15 protein-coding genes, 2 tRNA genes and 1 pseudogene are annotated in these 19,076 nt (G+C 71.1%); 6 read left to right on the forward strand and 12 right to left on the reverse strand.

The genetic code is table 11. The features are described 5' to 3' along the window. Position 1: 1 nt before the first annotated feature. The 3 genes and pseudogenes from ACFVT5_RS33990 to pgsA all read right to left on the reverse strand — a co-directional run bounded on the left by ACFVT5_RS33990 (position 2) and on the right by pgsA (position 2,827). Positions 2-1,165: a glycosyltransferase family 4 protein gene (locus ACFVT5_RS33990; RefSeq protein ID WP_389896067.1), complete on the reverse strand. Its 1,164-nt coding sequence runs from the start codon at positions 1,163-1,165 to the stop codon at positions 2-4. Then, positions 1,162-2,109, reverse strand: coding sequence for a phosphatidylinositol mannoside acyltransferase (locus ACFVT5_RS33995; RefSeq protein ID WP_389896070.1), 948 nt, complete (start codon positions 2,107-2,109; stop codon positions 1,162-1,164). The genes ACFVT5_RS33990 and ACFVT5_RS33995 overlap by 4 nt, the downstream gene beginning before the upstream one ends. Next, positions 2,106-2,827 (reverse strand): annotated as a pseudogene (gene pgsA / locus ACFVT5_RS34000) (phosphatidylinositol phosphate synthase). Before pgsA ends, ACFVT5_RS33995 begins: the two are co-directional and overlap by 4 nt. Positions 2,828-3,017: 190 nt before the next feature. On the opposite strand from pgsA, the gene ACFVT5_RS34005 reads away from it, so the two are divergent. After that, positions 3,018-5,243 (forward strand): elongation factor G-like protein EF-G2, encoded by a 2,226-nt coding sequence (locus ACFVT5_RS34005; RefSeq protein WP_389896072.1) that lies wholly within the window; start codon positions 3,018-3,020, stop codon positions 5,241-5,243. Positions 5,244-5,465: 222 nt separating this feature from the next. Continuing rightward, entirely contained in the window at positions 5,466-7,136 is a 1,671-nt protein-coding gene (locus tag ACFVT5_RS34010) for a hypothetical protein (protein WP_389896362.1), read from the forward strand. A gap of 114 nt (positions 7,137-7,250) precedes the next feature. Here the strand turns inward: ACFVT5_RS34010 and ACFVT5_RS34015 are convergent, their stop codons facing one another. The 4 genes from ACFVT5_RS34015 to ACFVT5_RS34030 form a co-directional block, all read right to left on the reverse strand. Further along, positions 7,251-7,805 (reverse strand): HIT family protein, encoded by a 555-nt coding sequence (locus ACFVT5_RS34015; protein WP_389896075.1) that lies wholly within the window; start codon positions 7,803-7,805, stop codon positions 7,251-7,253. A gap of 104 nt (positions 7,806-7,909) precedes the next feature. After that, the gene (thrS, locus tag ACFVT5_RS34020; protein ID WP_389896078.1) at positions 7,910-9,886 is read right to left on the reverse strand and encodes a threonine--tRNA ligase; all 1,977 of its coding nucleotides are present in this window, start codon (positions 9,884-9,886) and stop codon (positions 7,910-7,912) included. A 283-nt stretch (positions 9,887-10,169) separates the two neighbouring features. Beyond that, entirely contained in the window at positions 10,170-11,411 is a 1,242-nt protein-coding gene (locus ACFVT5_RS34025) for a hypothetical protein (protein WP_389896081.1), read from the reverse strand. 56 nt (positions 11,412-11,467) lie between these two features. Then, the gene (locus ACFVT5_RS34030; protein ID WP_389896083.1) at positions 11,468-12,031 is read right to left on the reverse strand and encodes a DUF4365 domain-containing protein; all 564 of its coding nucleotides are present in this window, start codon (positions 12,029-12,031) and stop codon (positions 11,468-11,470) included. A gap of 168 nt (positions 12,032-12,199) precedes the next feature. Here ACFVT5_RS34030 and ACFVT5_RS34035 point away from each other — a divergent pair, with 168 nt between their 5' ends. Beyond that, on the forward strand, positions 12,200-12,925 hold the full coding sequence (locus ACFVT5_RS34035; RefSeq protein ID WP_389896086.1) for a 3'-5' exonuclease: 726 nt from the start codon (positions 12,200-12,202) through the stop codon (positions 12,923-12,925). 64 nt (positions 12,926-12,989) lie between these two features. Here ACFVT5_RS34035 and ACFVT5_RS34040 read toward each other — a convergent pair. Next, positions 12,990-13,061: transfer RNA gene (locus ACFVT5_RS34040), tRNA-Val, on the reverse strand. 39 nt (positions 13,062-13,100) lie between these two features. Then, entirely contained in the window at positions 13,101-13,556 is a 456-nt protein-coding gene (locus ACFVT5_RS34045; RefSeq protein WP_389896088.1) for an SRPBCC family protein, read from the reverse strand. Positions 13,557-13,730: 174 nt separating this feature from the next. On the opposite strand from ACFVT5_RS34045, the gene ACFVT5_RS34050 reads away from it, so the two are divergent. Further along, on the forward strand, positions 13,731-16,262 hold the full coding sequence (locus ACFVT5_RS34050; RefSeq protein ID WP_389896090.1) for an SCO7613 C-terminal domain-containing membrane protein: 2,532 nt from the start codon (positions 13,731-13,733) through the stop codon (positions 16,260-16,262). Between the two features lie 229 nt (positions 16,263-16,491). Here the strand turns inward: ACFVT5_RS34050 and ACFVT5_RS34055 are convergent. Next, positions 16,492-16,563 (reverse strand) — tRNA-Val (locus ACFVT5_RS34055). A 117-nt stretch (positions 16,564-16,680) separates the two neighbouring features. Then, positions 16,681-17,124 (reverse strand): TIGR02611 family protein, encoded by a 444-nt coding sequence (locus ACFVT5_RS34060; protein WP_389896093.1) that lies wholly within the window; start codon positions 17,122-17,124, stop codon positions 16,681-16,683. 190 nt (positions 17,125-17,314) lie between these two features. On the opposite strand from ACFVT5_RS34060, the gene ACFVT5_RS34065 reads away from it, so the two are divergent. Together ACFVT5_RS34065 and ACFVT5_RS34070 are read left to right on the forward strand one after the other, a co-directional pair. Beyond that, positions 17,315-17,728, forward strand: coding sequence for an SsgA family sporulation/cell division regulator (locus tag ACFVT5_RS34065; RefSeq protein WP_003959770.1), 414 nt, complete (start codon positions 17,315-17,317; stop codon positions 17,726-17,728). Positions 17,729-17,965: 237 nt separating this feature from the next. Continuing rightward, positions 17,966-18,580 carry a CGNR zinc finger domain-containing protein gene (locus ACFVT5_RS34070; protein ID WP_389896094.1) on the forward strand — a complete coding sequence of 205 codons (615 nt, stop codon included), beginning with the start codon at positions 17,966-17,968 and terminating at the stop codon, positions 18,578-18,580. A gap of 9 nt (positions 18,581-18,589) precedes the next feature. On the opposite strand, the gene ACFVT5_RS34075 is transcribed toward ACFVT5_RS34070, so the two are convergent. Continuing rightward, on the reverse strand, positions 18,590-18,913 hold the full coding sequence (locus tag ACFVT5_RS34075) for a hypothetical protein (RefSeq protein ID WP_389896394.1): 324 nt from the start codon (positions 18,911-18,913) through the stop codon (positions 18,590-18,592). Between the last annotated feature and the right edge of the window lie 163 nt (positions 18,914-19,076).

Genomic DNA, 19,076 nt, shown 5'->3' on the forward strand with positions numbered 1-19,076 from the left:
GTCAGTCCCGTCCCAGGCCGAAGCGGGCCCGCAGGCCCGTGGTGCGTTCGTCCGCGGCGACCGCGGCGGCGCCGTCCGTGACCGTCTCGTAGACGGACAGGATGTCCGCGCCGACCGTCGACCAGTCGAAGCGGCGGACGTGCTTGCTGCCGCGTTCGCGCAGTTCCTTGCGGCGCCGCGGGTCGTCCAGGAGGGCGACGGCGGCGGTCGCGAGGGCGTCGGCGTCCTCGTTGGCGAAGAGTTCACCGGCGGCGCCCTGGTCCAGGACCTGCGCGAAGGCGTCCAGGTCGGACGCGAGTACGGGCGCGCCCGCCGACATCGCCTCGACCAGGATGATCCCGAAGCTCTCGCCGCCGGTGTTGGGCGCCACGTACAGATCGACGCTGCGCAGCAGCCGCGCCTTGTCCACGTCGCTGATCATGCCGAGGAACTCCACCCGGGCGCGCATCTCGCGCGGCAGGGTCTCGACGGCCTCCTCCTCGTCCCCGCGCCCGGCGACCAGCAGCCGGGTCCCGGGCCGCTCGGCGAGGATGCGGGGCAGCGCCTTCATGAGGACGGGCAGGCCCTTGCGGGGCTCGTCGATCCGGCCGATGAAGCCGATGGTGCCGCCCTGCCACTCCTCGCGGGGCTCGGCGTCGGCGAAGAAGTCGACGTCGACGCCGTTGGGGATGACCACCGCGTCCCCGCCCAGGTGTTCGACAAGGGTCCGGCGGGCGTACTCGCTGACCGCGATCCGGGCGCTGATCTTCTCCAGGGCGGCTTGCAGGATGGAGTACGCGGCGACCATCGCGCGGGAGCGCGGGTTCGAGGTGTGGAAGGTGGCCACGATGGGTCCCTGGGCCGCCCAGCACGCCAGCAGCCCGAGCGACGGCGCGGCCGGCTCGTGGATGTGGATCACGTCGAAGGTCCCGTCGTGCAGCCAGCGCCGTACCCGCGCGGCCGACAGGAACCCGAAGTTGAGCCGCGCCACCGAGCCGTTGTAGGGCACCGGGACGGCCCGGCCCGCCGAGACGACGTACGGGGGAAGCGGTGTCTCGTCGTCCGCGGGCGCGAGGACGGACACCTCGTGCCCGAGGCGGATCAGATGCTCCGCCAGGTCACGGATGTGGAACTGGACGCCGCCCGGCACGTCCCAGGAGTACGGGCAGACGATCCCGATCTTCACGGTGTCCCCTTGCCCGACCCCTCCGCGGTGTCCCCGGCCGGCTCCTTCGCCGGGTCGAGGTCCGCGAGCCACAGCCGCTGCAACATGTGCCAGTCCTCCGGATGGTCAGCGATCCCCGTGGCGAAGGCATCGGCCAGCGCCTGTGTCATGACAGACGTCTTCTCCGCGCGCGTACCTGACGCGGGTACGTCGACGGGCGGATGGATCCGGCCCCGCATGACCGGTGAGTCGTCGAACCAGAGGGTGACCGGCAGCAGCGCCGCGCCGGTCTGCTGCGCGAGCAACGCGGGTCCCGCGGGCATCCGCGCCGTCGCCCCGAAGAAGTCGACCTCGACGCCCGACGCGGACAGATCACGGTCGGCGACGAGACAGACCAGGCCGCCCGCGCGCAGGCGCCGTGCCAGCGTCCCGAACGCGGAGCCGCCGGTGTGCGGCAGCACCTCCATGCCCAGTCCCTCGCGGTAGGCGACGAACCGGTCGTACAGCGTCTCGGGCTTCAGGCGCTCGGCGACGGTCGTGAAGGGGATGTCCAGCGCCCTGGTGACCCAGGCGCCCGCGAGGTCCCAGTTCCCGAGGTGCGGCAGCGCGACGAGGGCACCGCGTCCGGAGGCGAGCTGGTCCGTCAGGTGTGACAGGCCCTTGATCTCGACACCGGTCCTGATCCGCTCGTCGCTCCACGCGGGCAGCCGGAACGACTCCATCCAGTAGCGCACGTACGAGCGCATCCCCGCCTTGGACAGCGCGGCCAGCTCCTGCGGGCCCGCGTCGGGCACCACGCGCGCGAGGTTGGCCTCCAGGCGCAGCACGCCCTTGCCGCGCCGCTTCCAGGCGAGGTCGGCGACGCTGCGGCCGAGACGTACGGCGACCGGCTCGGGAAGTCGCTTGACGGTGCTCCAGCCGATTCCGTACAGCCGGTCCGTCATCTGCTCACCGAGACGGCTCACGAGGACGCCCCGCCGCTCGGCGACGCCGTCGCGGCGTCGGCCTCCGCGGCCTCCCTGCGGACGGTGACGACGCGCTGGACGAGCGTGACCAGGCTGCCGACGGCGACGGCCCACAGGGCGATCGGCAGCAGCACCTGGATACCGGGGACGCCGAACGCGTGCAGACCCGCCAGACCTGCCGCGACGAGGGAGATCACCAGCCGTTCGGCCCGCTCGACCAGACCGTTCACGGCGACGGGCAGCCCGATCGACTCACCGCGCGCCTTGGTGTAGGACACGACCTGACCGCTGGCCAGGCAGAAGATCGACACCGCGCACAGGATGTTGTCGTCGCCGGTGCCCGCGTACCAGAGCGCGAAGCCGCCGAAGACGGCGCTGTCCGCGACCCGGTCCAGGGTGGAGTCCAGGAAGGCGCCCCAGCGGCTGGAGCGGCCGAGCTGGCGCGCCATGTTGCCGTCGACGAGGTCCGAGAACACGAACAGGGTGATGACGACGGTGCCCCAGAAGAACTCGCCCCGGGGGAAGAAGACCAGCGCTCCCGCCACCACCCCGGCCGTGCCGACGAGGGTCACCGTGTCGGGGCTCACCCCCCGGCGGATCAGAAACGCGGCGAACGGTGTGAGGACACGCGTGAAAAATGCACGCGCGTACTTGTTCAGCATGGCCTTCCCGAGGGTCGGTGGGCCGTGCGGCCCCTACTGGCCACCGGCTGGCCCATCGTAGTCACGCGCGCGGGGGCGCGACCGCCGGGCACCGTGACCGTATGGCCGCGTACGACGTATGGACGCACCATGACGGGAGTGGAAAGCTCGAAAGCACCGCGGGCGTCGCTGGAGCCGCCGTCGACGCGGCCTCGCCTGTCCGCGCCCCACAGGGACCTCACCGTGCACGAACTCGGGAGGCAAGTCATGGGCGACAAGACGAACGCACACCCCGGAGCCGCCGGCAGGGCGGTAACGGCCGACCACCCCGCGTCCGTAAGGAATGTGGTGCTGGTCGGCCACAGCGGATCGGGCAAGACCACGCTGGTGGAGGCCCTCGCGCTGACCGCGGGGGCGGTGAACAGGGCGGGCCGTGTCGAGGACGGCGGCACCGTCTCGGACTACGACGAGATCGAGCACCGGCAACAGCGCTCGGTGCAGCTCTCCCTGGTGCCCGTCGCCTGGGACGGGTACAAGATCAATATTCTCGATACCCCCGGATACGCCGACTTCGTCGGAGAGCTGAGGGCCGGTCTGCGCGCCGCGGACGCGGCCCTCTTCGTCGTCTCGGCCGCGGACGGTGTGGACGGCTCGACCCGCATGGTCTGGGAGGAGTGCGCGGCCGTCGGCATGCCGCGCGCCATCGTGGTGACGCACCTGGAGGCGGCCCGCGCCGACTTCGAGGAGATGACACGGGTCTGCGCGGAGACCTTCGGCGGGGACGACCCCGACGCCGTGCTGCCGCTGTATCTGCCGCTGCACGGCGATCCGGCGCCGGACGGGCACGCGCCCGTGACGGGCCTGATCGGGCTGCTCTCGCAGCGGCTCTTCGACTACGCGTCCGGGGAGCGCAAGGAGTCGGAGCCGGGCCCCGAACAGCTGCCGCTGCTCGCCGAGGCCCGTAACCGCCTGATCGAGGGGATCATCGCGGAGAGCGAGGACGAGACCCTCATGGACCGGTATCTCGGCGGCGAGGACATCGACGTCAAGACCCTCGTGGACGACCTGGAGCGGGCCGTCGCGCGCGGGGCGTTCCATCCGGTCCTCGCGGCGGCGCCGGCGGCGGACGGCGCCAAGCAGGGGCTCGGCACGGTGGAACTCCTGGAACTGGTCACGGGAGGGTTCCCGACCCCGCTGGAACGCCCGACTCCGGCCGTGTTCACACCGCAGGGCGCGTCCCGCCCGGCCGTCGACTGCGACCCGGAAGGGCCGCTGGTCGCCGAGGTCCTGAAGACGGCGTCCGACCCGTACGTGGGCCGGGTCTCGCTGGTACGGGTGTTCTCGGGCACCCTGCGCCCCGACGAGACGGTCCATGTCTCCGGGCACGGGCTGACGGACCGGGTCCACGCGAACGGCGACCCGCACGTCCCGCAGGACGTGCACGAACACGACGAACGGGTCGGCGCCCTGACCGCGCCGTTCGGGAAGCAGCAGCGTTCCCTCACTCAGTGCGTGGCGGGCGATCTGGCGTGCGTGGCCAAGCTGAACCGCGCCGAGACCGGTGACACGCTGTCCGCCAAGGACGCCCCGCTGCTGATGGAGCCGTGGGACATGCCCGACCCGCTGCTTCCGCTGGCGATCGAGGCGCACAGCAAGGCCGACGAGGACAAGCTGTCGCAGGGGCTGTCGCGGCTGGTCGCCGAGGATCCGACGATGCGCCTCGAACAGAACCAGGACACCCATCAGGTGGTCCTGTGGTGCCTGGGCGAGGCGCACGCGGACGTGGCCCTGGAACGGCTGCGCAACCGCTACGGCGTCCAGGTCGACGTGGTGCCGCACAAGGTGTCCCTGCGCGAGACGTTCGCGGGCCGGTCGCCGGGGCGCGGGCGGCATGTCAAACAGTCCGGCGGGCACGGGCAGTTCGCGATCTGCGAGATCGAGGTGGAGCCGCTTCCCGGCGGTTCCGGCATCGAGTTCGTGGACAAGGTCGTCGGCGGCGCGGTGCCGCGGCAGTTCATCCCGTCCGTCGAGAAGGGCATCCGCGCCCAGGCGGCGAAGGGCGTCGCGGCGGGCTATCCGCTGATCGATGTGCGGGTCACCCTGCTCGACGGCAAGGCGCACTCGGTGGACTCGTCGGACGCCGCGTTCCAGACGGCGGGCGCGCTGGCCCTGCGGGACGCCGCAGGGGACGCCACGATCCATCTCCTGGAACCGGTCGTGGAGGTACGGGTCCTCATCGGCGACGAGGACGTCGGCTCGGTGATGAGTGACCTGTCGGGACGGCGCGGCCGGGTCGTGGGCACCGAACAGACACCGGGCGGGCGCACCCTCGTACGGGCCGAGGTCCCGGAGATCGAGATCGGCCGGTACGCGGTGGATCTGCGGTCGCTGTCGCACGGCACCGCTCGTTTCAGCCGCGCGTACGCACGGCACGAGCCGATGCCGGCGCACCTGTCGGAACGGATCCGCGAACAGGCGCAGGACACCCCGTAGTCGGGGCCCGCGGCCCGTGCGTGGCCGGAGCCCATGGCCGGCGCCGCCCGCCGAACTCCCGTACCCGGCGGGCGGGTCCGGTCCGGGTACGGGATCCCGGTACCCCTGACGGATGCCGGTCTCCCCGGATACGCTGATGACCTGATCAACTCGATGACCGGATCAACAGGTGTGCGGGCCAGGGAAGTCGGGAAGAGCCGCAGCAGCGGGTGCACGGCGGCGATGGGGGCGGCAGTGGCGGACGTATTCGACTTCAGGCCCGGAGCACAGGTTCCGCTCGCGGGTTCGGCGGGCCAGACCGCGGCCACCCAGGCGCTCGCGTCGGCGGCGTACCGGGACGACAAGGTCGACAAGATCCTCGACGCCAACAGCGACTGGCATCAGTCGAAGGTCTCGAAGGGTCCCAAGTGGGCGACCCTGTTCGAGCCGAACCTCGGTGAGGCGTTCGCGCGGGCCGTCCAGCTCCGCATGCTCGGCGGTGGGCGCAAGCCGCTCATCCAGTCCTTCGGGACCGAGCCGCAGACGGTCGTGGAGCACTGCCTGGCGGCCAACCGCATCCGCAAGGAGCGCGACAGCTGGCTGACCGCCGTCATGGTGCTCTGCGGGCTGATCTTCCTGCCGGGTCTGGTGATGTGGCTGCTGGTCTTCCAGATCCGCAGGATGATCGCCAAGGCCACCAACAAGCGGGCGTCCGCGCTGGCCACCGCGGTCCTGGTGGCCGCGGGCGTGTTCGCCGTGATCTTCCTGATCCGGCTCCCCTTCGGCGGTTTCTGGGCGTGGTACACGCGGGGCGCGGTCGTCATGCCGGTCGTCGGCTGGGTCTGGGCGAAGCAGATCTGCGAGCGCACCGCGCGCGATCTGCGCGCGCGGTGGGACGGCCTGCTGTCGGGCGGCGGCATCGGTCCGAAGATCCCGGAGGCGGTGCCCACCCATCCGAACGAGACGGCGGCCGAGCAGCTCCGCCAGAGCCTCGCCCGGCTCAGCGCCGAGCAGCAGTCCAACTCGGTCTTCTACGCCGGTCCCAAGGGCATTCTCGGTATGGGCACCCGCTGGGGCAGCTGGCAGCTCGCCGAGGACCTGCTGCCCCGCGAGCCCGGCACCGAGATCCACCCCTTCCGCAGCTGGGACGTCATCCGCTCGGTGCACGACCAGCTCCGGATGCTGGAGCGCGGCCCCCTGCACACCGGAGGCTTCCCCACACCGTCGATCCGGCACTGGATCGTGACGCCCATCGGGGAGGGCGCGAAAGCGGTGTCCCGGCCGTCGGGCACGGACGTCGAGGCGTTCCAGATCAAGAACCACGAGATACAGCGGATCTGCAACGAGCAGCAGTTCGGCAGCGGCGACCGCCACTATCTGGGCGTCCAGTTCACCCTCTGGGACGGCCAGTTGGTGATCACGATGCTGATCACGGTCACCGTGCTCCACCAGACGCTGCGTATCGAGGTCACCGGGCACGCCCTGGGCCCGGTGCACTCCCTGTTCACCAGCGGCCCCGCGGCCAAGACCAAGGACATACCGAAGGCGATCAAGTTCTGGGAGACCAGGACCCGCAATCTGCCGCTGGTCGAGACGGACGAGGTGGTACGGCTCGCGGCGCGCGCCCCCTTCACCTGGTATCCGCCGGTCCTGGACTTCCTCGGCGGATCGCTGTCGCTGCCCGAGCCCTTCGGACTGCGGCACGCCTGGGCGGACAAGCCCTGGCGGCACCGCTTCATGGCCGACGACGCGCTGCGCGCGGCAACGCCGGTCCTGCGCGTCGTCCACACGGCGGCGATCAAGGTCCTCGAAGAGAACGGCGTGGACACCGAGAAGTTCGGCGCCCGCTCGGGCTTCCTGAGCGGAGCGGTCCAGGACCCGGCACCTAGGAAGGCAGACGTCTACGATGCGTGAGCGCTCCGCTGGGAGCGAGCGGGGCGGAGAACGGTACGTAAGGAGCTGCGGGTCGGCTGTGGCTGGCCGCGCAGTTCCCCGCGCCCCCTTCGGGGGCGCTCCTTCGGAGCCGCGCTATGCCTCGGTGGGCCAGGCGTCGGCCAGCAACTTACGGGTATCCGCGAGTAGCTGCGGCAGCACCTTCGTATGGCCGATCACCGGCATGAAGTTCGTGTCGCCACCCCAGCGCGGCACGATGTGCTGATGCAGATGCGCGGCGATCCCCGCGCCCGCGACCGTGCCCTGGTTCATGCCGATGTTGAAGCCGTGCGCCCCCGAAGCGGACCGCAGCGTCGTCATCGCCTGCTTGGTCAGCAGCGCGAGTTCGGCGGTCTCCACAGGCGTGAGTTCGGTGTAGTCGGCGACATGCCGGTACGGCACGACCATCAGATGTCCGCCGTTGTACGGGTAGAGGTTGAGCACCGCGTAGACATGCTCGCCCCGGCGGATGATCAGGCCGTCCTCGTCGGACTTGGCCGGGATGGAGCAGAAGGGACACCCGTCGTCGACTCCCGGTCCGGTCGGCTTGTTCTCCCCCTGGATGTACGCCATCCGATGGGGTGTCCACAGCCGCTGGAACGCGTCGGGCGTCCCTACGCCGCTCTGCCGCTCCGGCTCACTCGTCGTCATGCTGAGCAGCATATGACCCCCGGGAGGCGAGGCTTCCCGGGGGCCGACGGCGATCAGCCGGTCGCATGCGCGCGATCAGCCGATCACCCCGCACGATCGGCCGGTCACACCTGGACGCGCCGCTCCACCACGTCCACCAGCTTCGCCAGCGCCTGGTCGCGCGGGATGCCGTTCTCCTGGGAGCCGTCCCGGTAGCGGAAGGAGACCGTACCGGCGTGCATGTCCTCGTCACCGACGATGATCATGAACGGGACCTTCAGCTTCTGCTGGGTCCTGATCTTCTTCTGCATCCGGTCCGACGACGCGTCCACCTCGACCCGCAGCCCCTGGCGCTTGGCCTCGGCGGCGAACTCCTGGAGGTAGGGGATGTGCGCGTCGCCCACCGGGATACCGACCGCCTGCACCGGCGCCAGCCAGGCCGGGAACGCGCCCGCGTAGTGCTCAAGGAGCACCGCGAAGAACCGCTCGATCGAGCCGAACAGCGCACGGTGGATCATGACGGGCCGCTGCTTGGAGCCGTCCGGACCCGTGTACTCCAGGTTGAAGCGCTCCGGGAGGTTGAAGTCGAGCTGCACGGTCGACATCTGCCAGGTCCGGCCGATGGCGTCCTTGGTCTGGACGGAGATCTTCGGCCCGTAGAAGGCGGCGCCGCCCGGGTCCGGGACGAGCGGGAGCCCCTGCTTCTCGGCGACCTTCCGCAGTGTCTCGGTGGCCTCTTCCCACACCTCGTCCGACCCCACGAACTTCTCCGGGTCCTTGGTGGACAGCTCCAGATAGAAGTCGGTCAGACCGTAGTCCCGCAGCAGGTTCAGCACGAAGGTCAGCGTCGAGTCCAGCTCGTCCGCCATCTGCTCCTTGGTGCAGTAGATGTGCGCGTCGTCCTGCGTGAAGCCGCGCGCGCGGGTCAGACCGTGCACGACGCCCGACTTCTCGTACCGGTACACGGTCCCGAACTCGAAGAGGCGCAGCGGGAGTTCACGGTACGACCGGCCGCGCGCGTCGAAGATCAGGTTGTGCATCGGGCAGTTCATGGGCTTGAGGTAGTAGTCCACCCCCTCGTCGAGCTGCATGGGCGGGTACATGCCGTCCGCGTACCAGTCGAGGTGCCCCGAGGTCTCGAAGAGCTTCCCCTTGGTGGCGTGCGGGGTATAGACGAAGTCATACCCCTCCTCCTCGTGGCGGCGGCGCGAGTAGTCCTCCATGACCCGGCGGATGATGCCGCCCTTGGGGTGGAAGACGGCGAGGCCCGAGCCGATCTGCTCCGGGATGGAGAAGAGGTCCAGCTCCTGGCCGAGCTTGCGGTGGTCGCGCTTCTCGGCCTCGGCGAGGAACTCCAGATGGGCCTTCAGCTCGTCCTTGGACGGCCACGCGGTGCCGTAGATCCGCTGGAGCATGGGGTTCTTCTCGCTGCCGCGCCAGTACGCGGCGGCGTTACGCATCAGCTTGAACGCCGGGATGTTCCGGGTGGTAGGCAGGTGCGGGCCCCGGCAGAGGTCCTTCCAGCACAGGTCGCCGGTCTTGGGGTCGAGGTTGTCGTAGATCGTCAGCTCGCCCGAGCCGACCTCGACATCGGCGCCGTCGTCGTGCGACGCGGAGCCCTTGATGCCGATGAGTTCCAGCTTGTACGGCTCGTCGGCCAGTTCCTCGCGCGCGTCGTCGTCGGTGACGACGCGTCGCGCGAACCGCTGTCCGCGCTTCTGGATCTCCTGCATCTTCTTCTCGACGGCCTTGAGATCCTCGGGCGTGAACGGCTTCTCGACGTCGAAGTCGTAGTAGAAGCCGTCCTTGACCGGCGGCCCGATGCCCAGCTTGGCGTCGGGGAACAGTTCCTGGACGGCCTGCGCCATGACGTGCGCGGTGGAGTGCCGCAGGATGTTCAGGCCGTCTTCGGAGGAGATCTCGACGGGCTCGACCTCGTCGCCGTCCGCGACCGGGTACGCCAGGTCCTTCAGCTCGCCGCCCACACGCGCGGCGATGACGGTGCGCTCGCCGGTGAAGAGGTCGGCGGCCGTGGTGCCCGTCGTCACCGCGCGCTCTTCCCGCTCGGAATCGCGTTGGATGATCACGCGGACGTCTGACACCGGTCTCTCCTGACTGAAGGTGGGCGCGGCACCGAACCCTGGTGCGCGCGCACCAGGAATCGTACCGATCGCGAGGACCCCACCGCGAAACGGCCGGGCAGCCCCTCTGCCCTGGGCGCTAGGGGGTTTCTGATGGATCTCCGTGGAAGAAGGAGCGGCGTTCGGTGCGTGCTCTCGGCGTGCCGGGCGGAAGCCCTCGTACTGGGCGTACTTGGGCTTTCGCCCGGTGCGGCGAGAGGGCGTGCCGGGCGTCGCGACGCCACGGAGATCCATCAGAAGCCCCCTAGTCGCCGCTGCACGCCTCCTCGAAGAAGTCCAGGTTCTCCTGGAGCGCCTTCATCAGCCGGTCGCGCTCGGCCTCGTCCACCTGGACGGGGACGACGCCGGACGCCCCGGTGAGCCTGCGGAAGCCGCCCCGGCTCTCCAGGCGCCCGTGCACCCGAATCGGCAGCCCCACCAGATGGGCGTGGCCCGCAATCCGGTACGACTCCTCGTCCAGGGTCAGCCGTACGTGCGGCACCTCCGCGCCCGCGAGCACCCGCAGCCGTACGTTCCCCTCGCCGCGCGGTCCCGAGCGGCGCATCCGCACCACGGCGCCGGTCAGGCGCACCGGTACCGAGGGCTCGTCGCGCAGATAGCGCTCGCTCGCCGCCCGCAGCGCGGGCAGGTCACCTGGCGAGAACTCGACGGGTTCGACGGTGGCCGCGCAATCGTCGGGCACGCCGATCGCCGGTGCCCATTCGACGGCGATCCTGGCGCCCTCGGTGCCCCGGACCAGGGCGATCAGGGCCTCGGTCAGCTCATGGCTGACGCCCGCTTCGACTGCGCCGTCGAAGGCGTCCATGCCGCCGGTCGCCCGCCGGTAGTCGATGGCCTCGCGGGCCGCGTACAGGGCCTGGTGCAGCCGGACGGAGAGCGGGCGCCCGGTACTCACCGGCACGAAGGCGGTCAGCCGGCGCCCGCCGGGTGCGGCGCCGACCAGGACGGTGTCCAGGGACGCGGCGGCGGGCCCTCGGTGCCGGGCGCCGTAGTAACCGGCGCGTCCACGTGCGGCGAGCGCGCCCGCGAGAAGCATCAGCCGGGCCGCCGTACGCAACCGCTCCTCCTCGGGCCAGGTGCCGGCGCCCGCGGGCCCTGCCGGCACATCCCGCCACCAGCGGATCTCGTCGCTGGGCACGGAGAGGCCGACGAGCACCTCGCGCGCGGAGGGCGTACCGCTGCGCTGCAACGCGTCCAGGGCCTCGGCGAGCAGATCGTCGCTGTCGGGGAAGGCCCGGGTCTCCGGCACGAGCAGGCTGGTGCGTCCGGCGCCGGGTCCTGGCGGGGTCCAGCGTGCGTACCGACCGGGGTCGCCGCCACGTCGCCGCCAGCCGTGCCGGTCGAGGAGCGCACCGAGCACGGCGGGGTCGACCTGGTCGGGTGGCGGTGGCTGGGACCAGGCGCTCGCCAGGTCGACGGGGTGCGGCAGGGCGTGCGGCACCGCATTCACGGGCTTCACGGCTTTCACGGGCGTCGCGGACTTCACGGGTGTCGCGGGTTTCAAGGGTGGGGGTCCGGATGGTTCGCCGGGCGGTCGGTACGTCACGGTCTGCCTCCCGTTCCGACCCGCGTCATGATCTCGCAGAGCGCCCGGTCGTCGAAGATGCGCGAGGTCGGCACGCGCACGGTGGTCCTGGTCCGGCCGGTGACGGCGTGGCCCGCGAGGTTGATCCAGTAGCAGCAGTGCCGCAGGTCGAGCCGGTCGTGGCCGGCGCGCAGCCAGTCGTCCTGGGAACGCGGCACCAGCATCACGACAAGGATCTTGTGCACGGAGACCGGTGTCCGCGCGAGCTTCGCCAGATGCGCGTTGTCCAGCGTGAACGAGAACGCGGGACCCGGCGGGTTCGGCGGTATCTGGTAGGTGCACTTGAGCTGCACCTTGATGGTGACTTCGTCGTCGACCGTGTGCCCGGGGGCGCTGTGGCTGACGTGCCAGTCGATGCCGTTGTCGGGAAAGGGCTGGGACAGGGAGCATCCGGCAGCCGCCGCGACGGCGTGCAGATATCCCACCTGCAAGGTCTCCATGCACGCGGTGGCGGCGAGGGTGCCACGTCGTGCTGTCCGTTCGGGCAGCAGCCCGCCCCTTTCGGGCTGCGCGATCGCCATATCCAACAAGCCTTCCGCGTCCGGTGGTTGGGCGGCCGGGCCCTTGAACTCCTCCGGCCTGTATCTGTGTTGTCTCCGTGCGGCGTACGGAACAAACAGCCCGGGTATCACCGAAACGGGCAGAGAAGGCAGGTCAACTGCCTGAGGTGAACGAGGAGTTGTGTAGGTATGACGCGCTGGTACGAGGGCCCTCTGGTCGCCTTCGACACGGAGACGACCGGCGTGGATGTGGAGACCGACCGGATCGTGTCGGCCGCCGTCGTCTTTCAGGACGCGGCGGGGCTGCGCCCACGGGTGAGCAGGTGGCTGGTGAATCCGGGAGTGCCGGTGCCCGAGGCGGCGACGGCCGTACACGGGCTGACGGACGAACAGCTACGGCGCAACGGCCGCTGGCCGTCGCCCGTGATGGAGGAGATAGCCAAGGAACTGAGCGAGCACAGCGCGGCGGGCCGCCCGCTCGTGGTGATGAACGCTCCGTTCGATCTGACCCTGCTGGACCGCGAGTTGCGCCGCCACCGGGCGTCGTCGCTCGCCCACTATTTCGAGCGGTCACCCATGTGGGTGCTCGACCCCCGGGTCCTGGACAAACATCTGGACCGCTACCGCAAGGGCCGCCGCACCCTGACCGACCTGTGCGCGCACTACGACGTGGAGCTGCGGGGCGCGCACGAGGCGGCGGCGGACGCCCTCGCGGCGCTGGATGTCGTACGGGCGGTGGGCCGCCGTTTCGCCACCCGCCTGGACCGGCTGGCCCCTGGCGAGCTGCACACCTTGCAGGCGGTGTGGCATGCGGCGCAGGCGCGTGGGCTACAGGCGTGGTTCGCGCGCTCGGGCACCCAGGAGGCCGTGGATCCGGCGTGGCCGCTGCGGCCCGAACTCCCGGCGGCGGCCTGAGTCCTGGGGAGGGGCGCGAACAGCGGAAAGCCGGTCCGTCTGCTGACGGACCGGCTTGTCCCGGTGGGCGATACTGGGTTCGAACCAGTGACCTCTTCGGTGTGAACGAAGCGCTCTCCCACTGAGCTAATCGCCCGGGAACGGACTGAACCATACAGGTCTCGGCGGGTTTCCTTCAAACCGCTTTCAGCCGCTTCAGCCGCGTGGTGAGCCCACGGCGGCCCGCGCGCATCATCCAGGCGTGGTTGAAGAGGAACACGGGCCGGCCGGGCACGGCGAGCCGCCGCAGCAGGGCCTTGCGCACCTCGACCTCCTGATCGTAGAGCGCGCGGGTGCCGGTCCCCGCGGCGCGGACGGTCCAGCGGGCCCAGCCCTCCAGATCGCCGCCCATCGCGATCTCCAGGACGCCGGCGGCCGGGTCACGGCGCGTTTCGGTGGCGGTGACGACGAGGTCGTACGGCAGCAGGGAGCGGAAGCGGGCGGTGCCGCTGCGGTCGTCGACGGGTGTCACCTCGCGGACCTGCGGCCACCAGCCCGGGTACGCCTCGGCCTCCGCCAGGACGGCGTAAACGGCGGCCGGTCCGGCCGGGAGGTCCCAGACGCTGCGGAAGCGGTAGTGGCTCCAGTTCATACGCCGAGTCTGACCCGCCGACGGCGCGACAAGGGGCAGACACCCGCGCGGGTCGAGAACGTGGGACCGGAACGCGGGACGGGACCCGGGACCGGAACGCGGGGCGGGAATCTGAGTACGCCCTGAGTATCCGCGCTCATGCCGCGCGCCGTGACCCGCGCCACACTCCTCGGCATGACGAACCTTCCGCCACCGGCCGAGGAGCTGCGGATCCTCGACCTGGAACTGCGGCAACTCGACGTCCGCAGAACCCAGTTGCTGGCCCGCCGGGCCTGGCTGCTCGGCGCCCTCCAGGCTGCCTCGCGGCAGGCGGCGCCCGCGTGGGGCGCGCCCGCGCCCGGCACGCGGGACGGGGCCCGGCCGGAGGCGGGCGCGCCGAGCGTGCAGAACCTGCTGCTCGCCCTGGGCGGCAGCCTCCTCACCATCGCGGCGATCGCCTTCACCGTGGTGAGCTGGGGCCATCTCGGCATCACGGGCCGCTCGGCGGTGCTCGGCGCGGTGACGCTCGCGGCACTCGGCGCCCCCGTACTCCTGCTGAAGCGCGGGCTGCGGGCGACGGCGGAGACGGTGGCGGCGCTCGGCCTCGCCCTGACCGTGCTGGACGCGTACGCGCTGCACGAGGTGGCACTGCCCGGAACGTCCGGCACCGGGTTCACGGCCGCCGCGATGACCGTCCTCGCCGTGGTGTGGGCGGGGTACGGGCTGTGGCTGCGGGAGCTGCGGCTGCCGTTGCCCTCGGCCGTGGCGGCGGTCCAACTCCCCTTGTTCCTGTGGGGTACGGCGGCCGGGGCCGGTGCCCACACGCTGACGGCGGCTCTGCTGGCGACCTGCGCGTTCGACGCGGCCCTCGCCCTGCGGACGGACGACCGGGCGACTCGGATCGCGGCGGCCGTCGGCGCGCTGGTGACCGGCGCGTGGGGTGTGCTGGCGGCGAGTTGGCTGTCCTGGGTGACCTCGGACCTCGCGGACGCGGCCGGTGCCAGTGCGCTGCTCGCCCTGGCCGCCGTGATCGCTTTCGCGGTGGCGTACCGGGTGACGCACTCGGGCATCGCCTTCGGTACGGCTCTCTCCGGCGGCCTCCTGTCGGTGGCGGCGCTCGGTGGCGTACCGGCCGAGATGCTGACGGGCGCCCTGTCGTGGACGGTCCCCGTGTATCTGCTCTGCGGGTTCGCGGTGGGCGCGGTGGCGCTGCGGCCGTGGGCACCGGCCGAACTCCCCTTCCCCGACGGCGCGTTCCGGCGCGGCCTCGCCACCGCTTCGGCCGTCGTGCAGGTGGTCGCCGTGCTGTGGACGCTGCCCCGGCTCGCCGTGACGGCACTGGGACCGGTGAACCTGACCGACGCGGTGTGGTCGGGTGTGCCATCGGACCTCCTGGACGGGTCGGCGGTCGGCGTCCCCCTGCCGGACGGCACCGCCGTGTGCGTGACCCTCGCGGTCGTCGCCGGGGTGCTGTACGCCCTCGCGCACCGCGCCGGACGGCAACATGCCTGGCACCCGGCCCTGTCCGCCGGAACGCTGACCCTCGCCTGGGCGACCCTCTTCCTCCTGCCCCCGGCACTTTCCCTGCCGTACCCGGCGGTGGTGGTGGCGGAGGTCGCCCTGACGGCGGCAGTACTGGCGATCGCGACGAGCACGGACACGAGTACGGGTACTTCGACCGGCGCCAGTACCGGTACGGACGCCACGGCGCCGACGCCCCCCAACTCCCCGCCCCGGGCAACCACTCCCTCCCTCCCTCTTCTCCCCCTCACCGCCCACCTCCTCGCCCTGGGCACCTCGCTCAGCGTCGCGTGTCTCGCGCTGGCGACCGAGGCGGCGACCCTCGGCACCCTGGCCGCCCTGACGGTGCTGTTCGCCCTCGCGTGCCTGCGTACGGGACGCAGCGCGGACCCGCGCCCGGCGCAGGTCTCGGCGGCCGGCGCGGTCGCGTACGCCACCGGACTGGCCTGTGCCGTAGGAGCTTCGGCCGGGTGGGCCCCCTCCTCGACGGCCCTGCTCGTGCTGGTGGTTCCGGTGGCCGCCGCACTGCTCGCGGCACGGTTCGCCGGGCACCCGCTGACGCCGGTCGTGGAGTGCGCGGGAGCGGTGGCGGGTTTCCTCGCGATCGGTCTGGCCGCCGAGGACACGCCGATGCTGGCCCTCGTCCTCGCGCTGTGCGGGGTCATCTGCGCGGCGACCGCCCTCCGGGACGACCGTCGCGGCGTCGGGTACGCGGCCGGGGCCCTGTTCGTCCTGGCGACCTGGGTGCGGCTGGGAGCGTGGGACGTGCGGACCACGGAGGCGTACACGCTCCCGGTGACGGTCCTGGCGCTGGCGGTCGGCGTCCTGCGCCGGCGGCGCGATCCCGAGGCGTCGTCCTGGGTGGCGTACGGGCCGGGGCTCGCGGCGACGCTGCTGCCCAGCCTCGCGGCGGCCTGGGGCGACGGCGACTGGCCGCGTCCGCTGCTGCTCGGCACGGCGGCCCTCATGGTCACGTTGATCGGTGCCCGGCAGCGTCTCCAGGCGCCGTTGATGCTCGGTGGCGGTGTCCTCGCCCTGGTCGCCCTGCACGAACTCGCCCCGTACATCGTCCAGATGGTCGGCGCGCTCCCCCGCTGGCTGCCACCGGCCGTCGCGGGTCTGGTCCTGCTGGCACTCGGGGCCACCTATGAGCAGCGGTTGCGGGACGCACGGCGGATGCGGGACGCGCTCGGCAGGCTTCGCTGACGCGTGCCCCGTCCGGATGAACCGGTGGTCAAGCTGATTACCGGTCAGCTGATTAGCGGTCAGATTCCCGGGTGGTAACCGAAGTTCCCCATTCCAGAATTGACAGGAAATGAGTTCCGGCCTATTCGACACCCGCGTCGATACCCGCTTCGTTACCCGCACGGACGAGGAAGTTCCGCACAAAAGCCCGCGGCCCGGAGGCTTGAAACCTCCGGGCCGCAGGTCCGGGTGGGCGATACTGGGTTCGAACCAGTGACCTCTTCGGTGTGAACGAAGCGCTCTCCCACTGAGCTAATCGCCCGGACGCACGGAGAACATTACCGCATGTCAGCCGCTGCCTCCGACCGGCCCCGAGGCGGGTCGGAGCCACGTCGGAGGCGGGCCGCGGACACCGGAGCGGACCCCCGCGAGGGGGTGATCACTCCTTGATGTTCCAGGGCATCTCCAGGCCGAACTTCCAGAGATAGATCCCGCCGAGCACCGCCACGATGACCAGACCGATCGTCGTGAGGATCACGTTGCGGCGGCGCACCTTCGGGTCGAGCGCACGCTGTGCCGCCTCGGTGACCTTGCGCTTCGTCCACCGGAGCGCGAGCTGCGCCCAGACGAACTCGGTCGCCCAGATCGCCATGCCCCCGAAGATCACCAGCCAGCCGGGCCCCGGCAGGGGCAGCATCACGATGCCCGCGACCACCACCGCGAGGCCGACGACGAACACCCCGACCTGCCAGCTCAGGTGCAGGGTTCTGCGGGCCTGGATGAACCCCGGTGCCCGGGAGCCCAGCTCCCGCTCCGCCTTCGTCCCGTCGGCTTCGTCGACCGCCAAGGCGACCTCCCCCGTTCCGTCACTCCCCGTATTCATACGCCTAAACCTACCGGAGCGAATCCGGTCACCGGAATGGTCCCACAGGACGAACAATCACTCCGCCGTACGAGGTACCTAAAGACACGCAAAACTCCCAGAGGGGTTTACAACGGCACCGTAGGTGGCATGTCGATTTCGCCGACGTGCGAATCCCCGAGCGCACACTGAGCGAAAGGCCCTGGCGCTTATGAACACCACGGTCAGCTGCGAGCTGCACCTGCGCCTCGTTGTGTCGAGCGAGTCCTCACTGCCTGTACCCGCAGGACTGCGGTATGACACGGCCGATCCCTACGCCGTGCACGCCACCTTCCACACCGGAGCCGAGGAGACCGTCGAGTGGGTGTTCGCCCGCGACCTCCTCGCCGAGGGCCTCCATCGGCCCACCGGCACCGGAGACGTCCGTGTCTGGCCGTCCCGTAGCCACGGCCAGGGCGTCGTCTGCATCGCCCTCAGCTCCCCGGAAGGCGAGGCTCTGCTCGAGGCCCCGGCGCGGGCCCTGGAATCGTTCCTGAAGCGAACGGACGCCGCCGTGCCACCCGGCACGGAGCATCGCCACTTCGATCTCGACACCGAGCTTTCCCACATCCTGGCCGAAAGCTAGGCACCGCCTGCGGACAGCCACGCGATCAGCCCGACGCCGCCCGACTCGGGGAGGCGGCGCGGGCCACGACAACCGAATACGGCAGACACCGGCGCCGTCGCCGCGGATTTCCGTGGCGGCGGCGCCGGTGCGTCGTGCCGGTCCGGCGCACGCGGGCCCCTACGGCGTGTCGCAAAGCCGCTAGCATCGGCTCGCATCGGCGGGCGTGCGCCCGACCCCCATGCCAGGGAGCGAATCGTGCTGATCACCCACGACACCCGGTGCGCGCTCGACATCGTGGTCGATCTGGTGAACTCCGCACCGGAGTCCGCGCCGGAATCCGTACCGGAGGGCAAGACCGGCGGCGACCGCGGCACGTCGGGGAGCGACAAGACCGACGGGCTCGCCGATGTGACGGCCCTGGGCGAGTTCGTACGAAAGCACGACTTCAGCGATGTGGGGACGCTCACGGAGCGTGACCTCGCCGGGGTGCACCGGGTGCGCGACCGGTTCGCTCAGGTGTTCGTCGAGCCCGATCCGCGGACGGTGGCCGGGCTCATCAACGAACTGGTCGCGGCGGCGGGCACCACGCCCCGGCTCACCGACCACGACGGCTACGACTGGCACATGCACTACTTCGCGCCGGGCGCGTCCGTCGCCGACCACCTCGCGGCCGACTGCGGGATGGCGCTGGCGTTCTTCGTGGTGGCCGGTGAGCAGGAGCGGCTGCGGCGGTGCGAGGCGCCGGACTGCCGGCGGGCCTTCGTGGATCTCTCGCGCAACCGTTCGCGCCGCTACTGCGACAGCCGTACCTGCGGAAACCGCCTGCATGTGGCCGCGTACCGGGCGCGCCGCAAGGAAGCCGCCGGCTGACCGGTCCGGTCACAGCAGGAACAGGTCGTGCAGCGCGCCCATCATCAGCAGGATCCCGATCACGGTCAGGAAGATCATCAGCGGCGGTTGCGAGAGGGCGAACAGACACCCTCGCCGCTCTTCCAGCGGGGGCGCGGGCGGCCGGGCCACGGCGACCGGAGGTGCGACGGTACGCGGCGGGGTACCGGGATCCGTCGGCGTGACGGTACGTGTCGTCGGGGCGGTACGCGGCGGGGGGACCGTGGCGGTCCGAGTGACCGCGTCGCCCCGGGAAATCGTGTCGTGGGGAGCCGTTTCGATGGGGGCGGCGCCGCTAAGTGTGGTGTCGAGCATCTCGGGCCGATGATGACGTAGCGCGGCCCCGCTCGGCGATCAACACGCCCGGAATGGCAGGGAGTTCGCAGGTATCCGTGACCGTATCGTGAGACGCCGCAGAGAGAACAGGCCCTAGTGAACCGCCTACTTCTCACATACTGAGACGCACACCCTCTTGCCC

This window comes from Streptomyces sp. NPDC058001 (assembly GCF_042886315.1).
Lineage (GTDB): Bacteria > Actinomycetota > Actinomycetes > Streptomycetales > Streptomycetaceae > Streptomyces.

What these genes read in the sequence shown, in the direction of transcription:
- ACFVT5_RS34005 (WP_389896072.1), top strand. Translation starts at nt 3,018, where the DNA reads ATGGGCGACAAGACGAACGCACACCCCGGAGCCGCCGGCAGGGCGGTA.
- ACFVT5_RS34010 (WP_389896362.1), top strand. Translation starts at nt 5,466, where the DNA reads ATGGGGGCGGCAGTGGCGGACGTATTCGACTTCAGGCCCGGAGCACAG.
- ACFVT5_RS34015 (WP_389896075.1), bottom strand. Translation starts at nt 7,805, where the DNA reads ATGACGACGAGTGAGCCGGAGCGGCAGAGCGGCGTAGGGACGCCCGAC.
- ACFVT5_RS34030 (WP_389896083.1), bottom strand. Translation starts at nt 12,031, where the DNA reads ATGGCGATCGCGCAGCCCGAAAGGGGCGGGCTGCTGCCCGAACGGACA.
- ACFVT5_RS34035 (WP_389896086.1), top strand. Translation starts at nt 12,200, where the DNA reads ATGACGCGCTGGTACGAGGGCCCTCTGGTCGCCTTCGACACGGAGACG.
- ACFVT5_RS34045 (WP_389896088.1), bottom strand. Translation starts at nt 13,556, where the DNA reads ATGAACTGGAGCCACTACCGCTTCCGCAGCGTCTGGGACCTCCCGGCC.
- ACFVT5_RS34050 (WP_389896090.1), top strand. Translation starts at nt 13,731, where the DNA reads ATGACGAACCTTCCGCCACCGGCCGAGGAGCTGCGGATCCTCGACCTG.
- ACFVT5_RS34060 (WP_389896093.1), bottom strand. Translation starts at nt 17,124, where the DNA reads ATGAATACGGGGAGTGACGGAACGGGGGAGGTCGCCTTGGCGGTCGAC.
- ACFVT5_RS34065 (WP_003959770.1), top strand. Translation starts at nt 17,315, where the DNA reads ATGAACACCACGGTCAGCTGCGAGCTGCACCTGCGCCTCGTTGTGTCG.
- ACFVT5_RS34075 (WP_389896394.1), bottom strand. Translation starts at nt 18,913, where the DNA reads ATGCTCGACACCACACTTAGCGGCGCCGCCCCCATCGAAACGGCTCCC.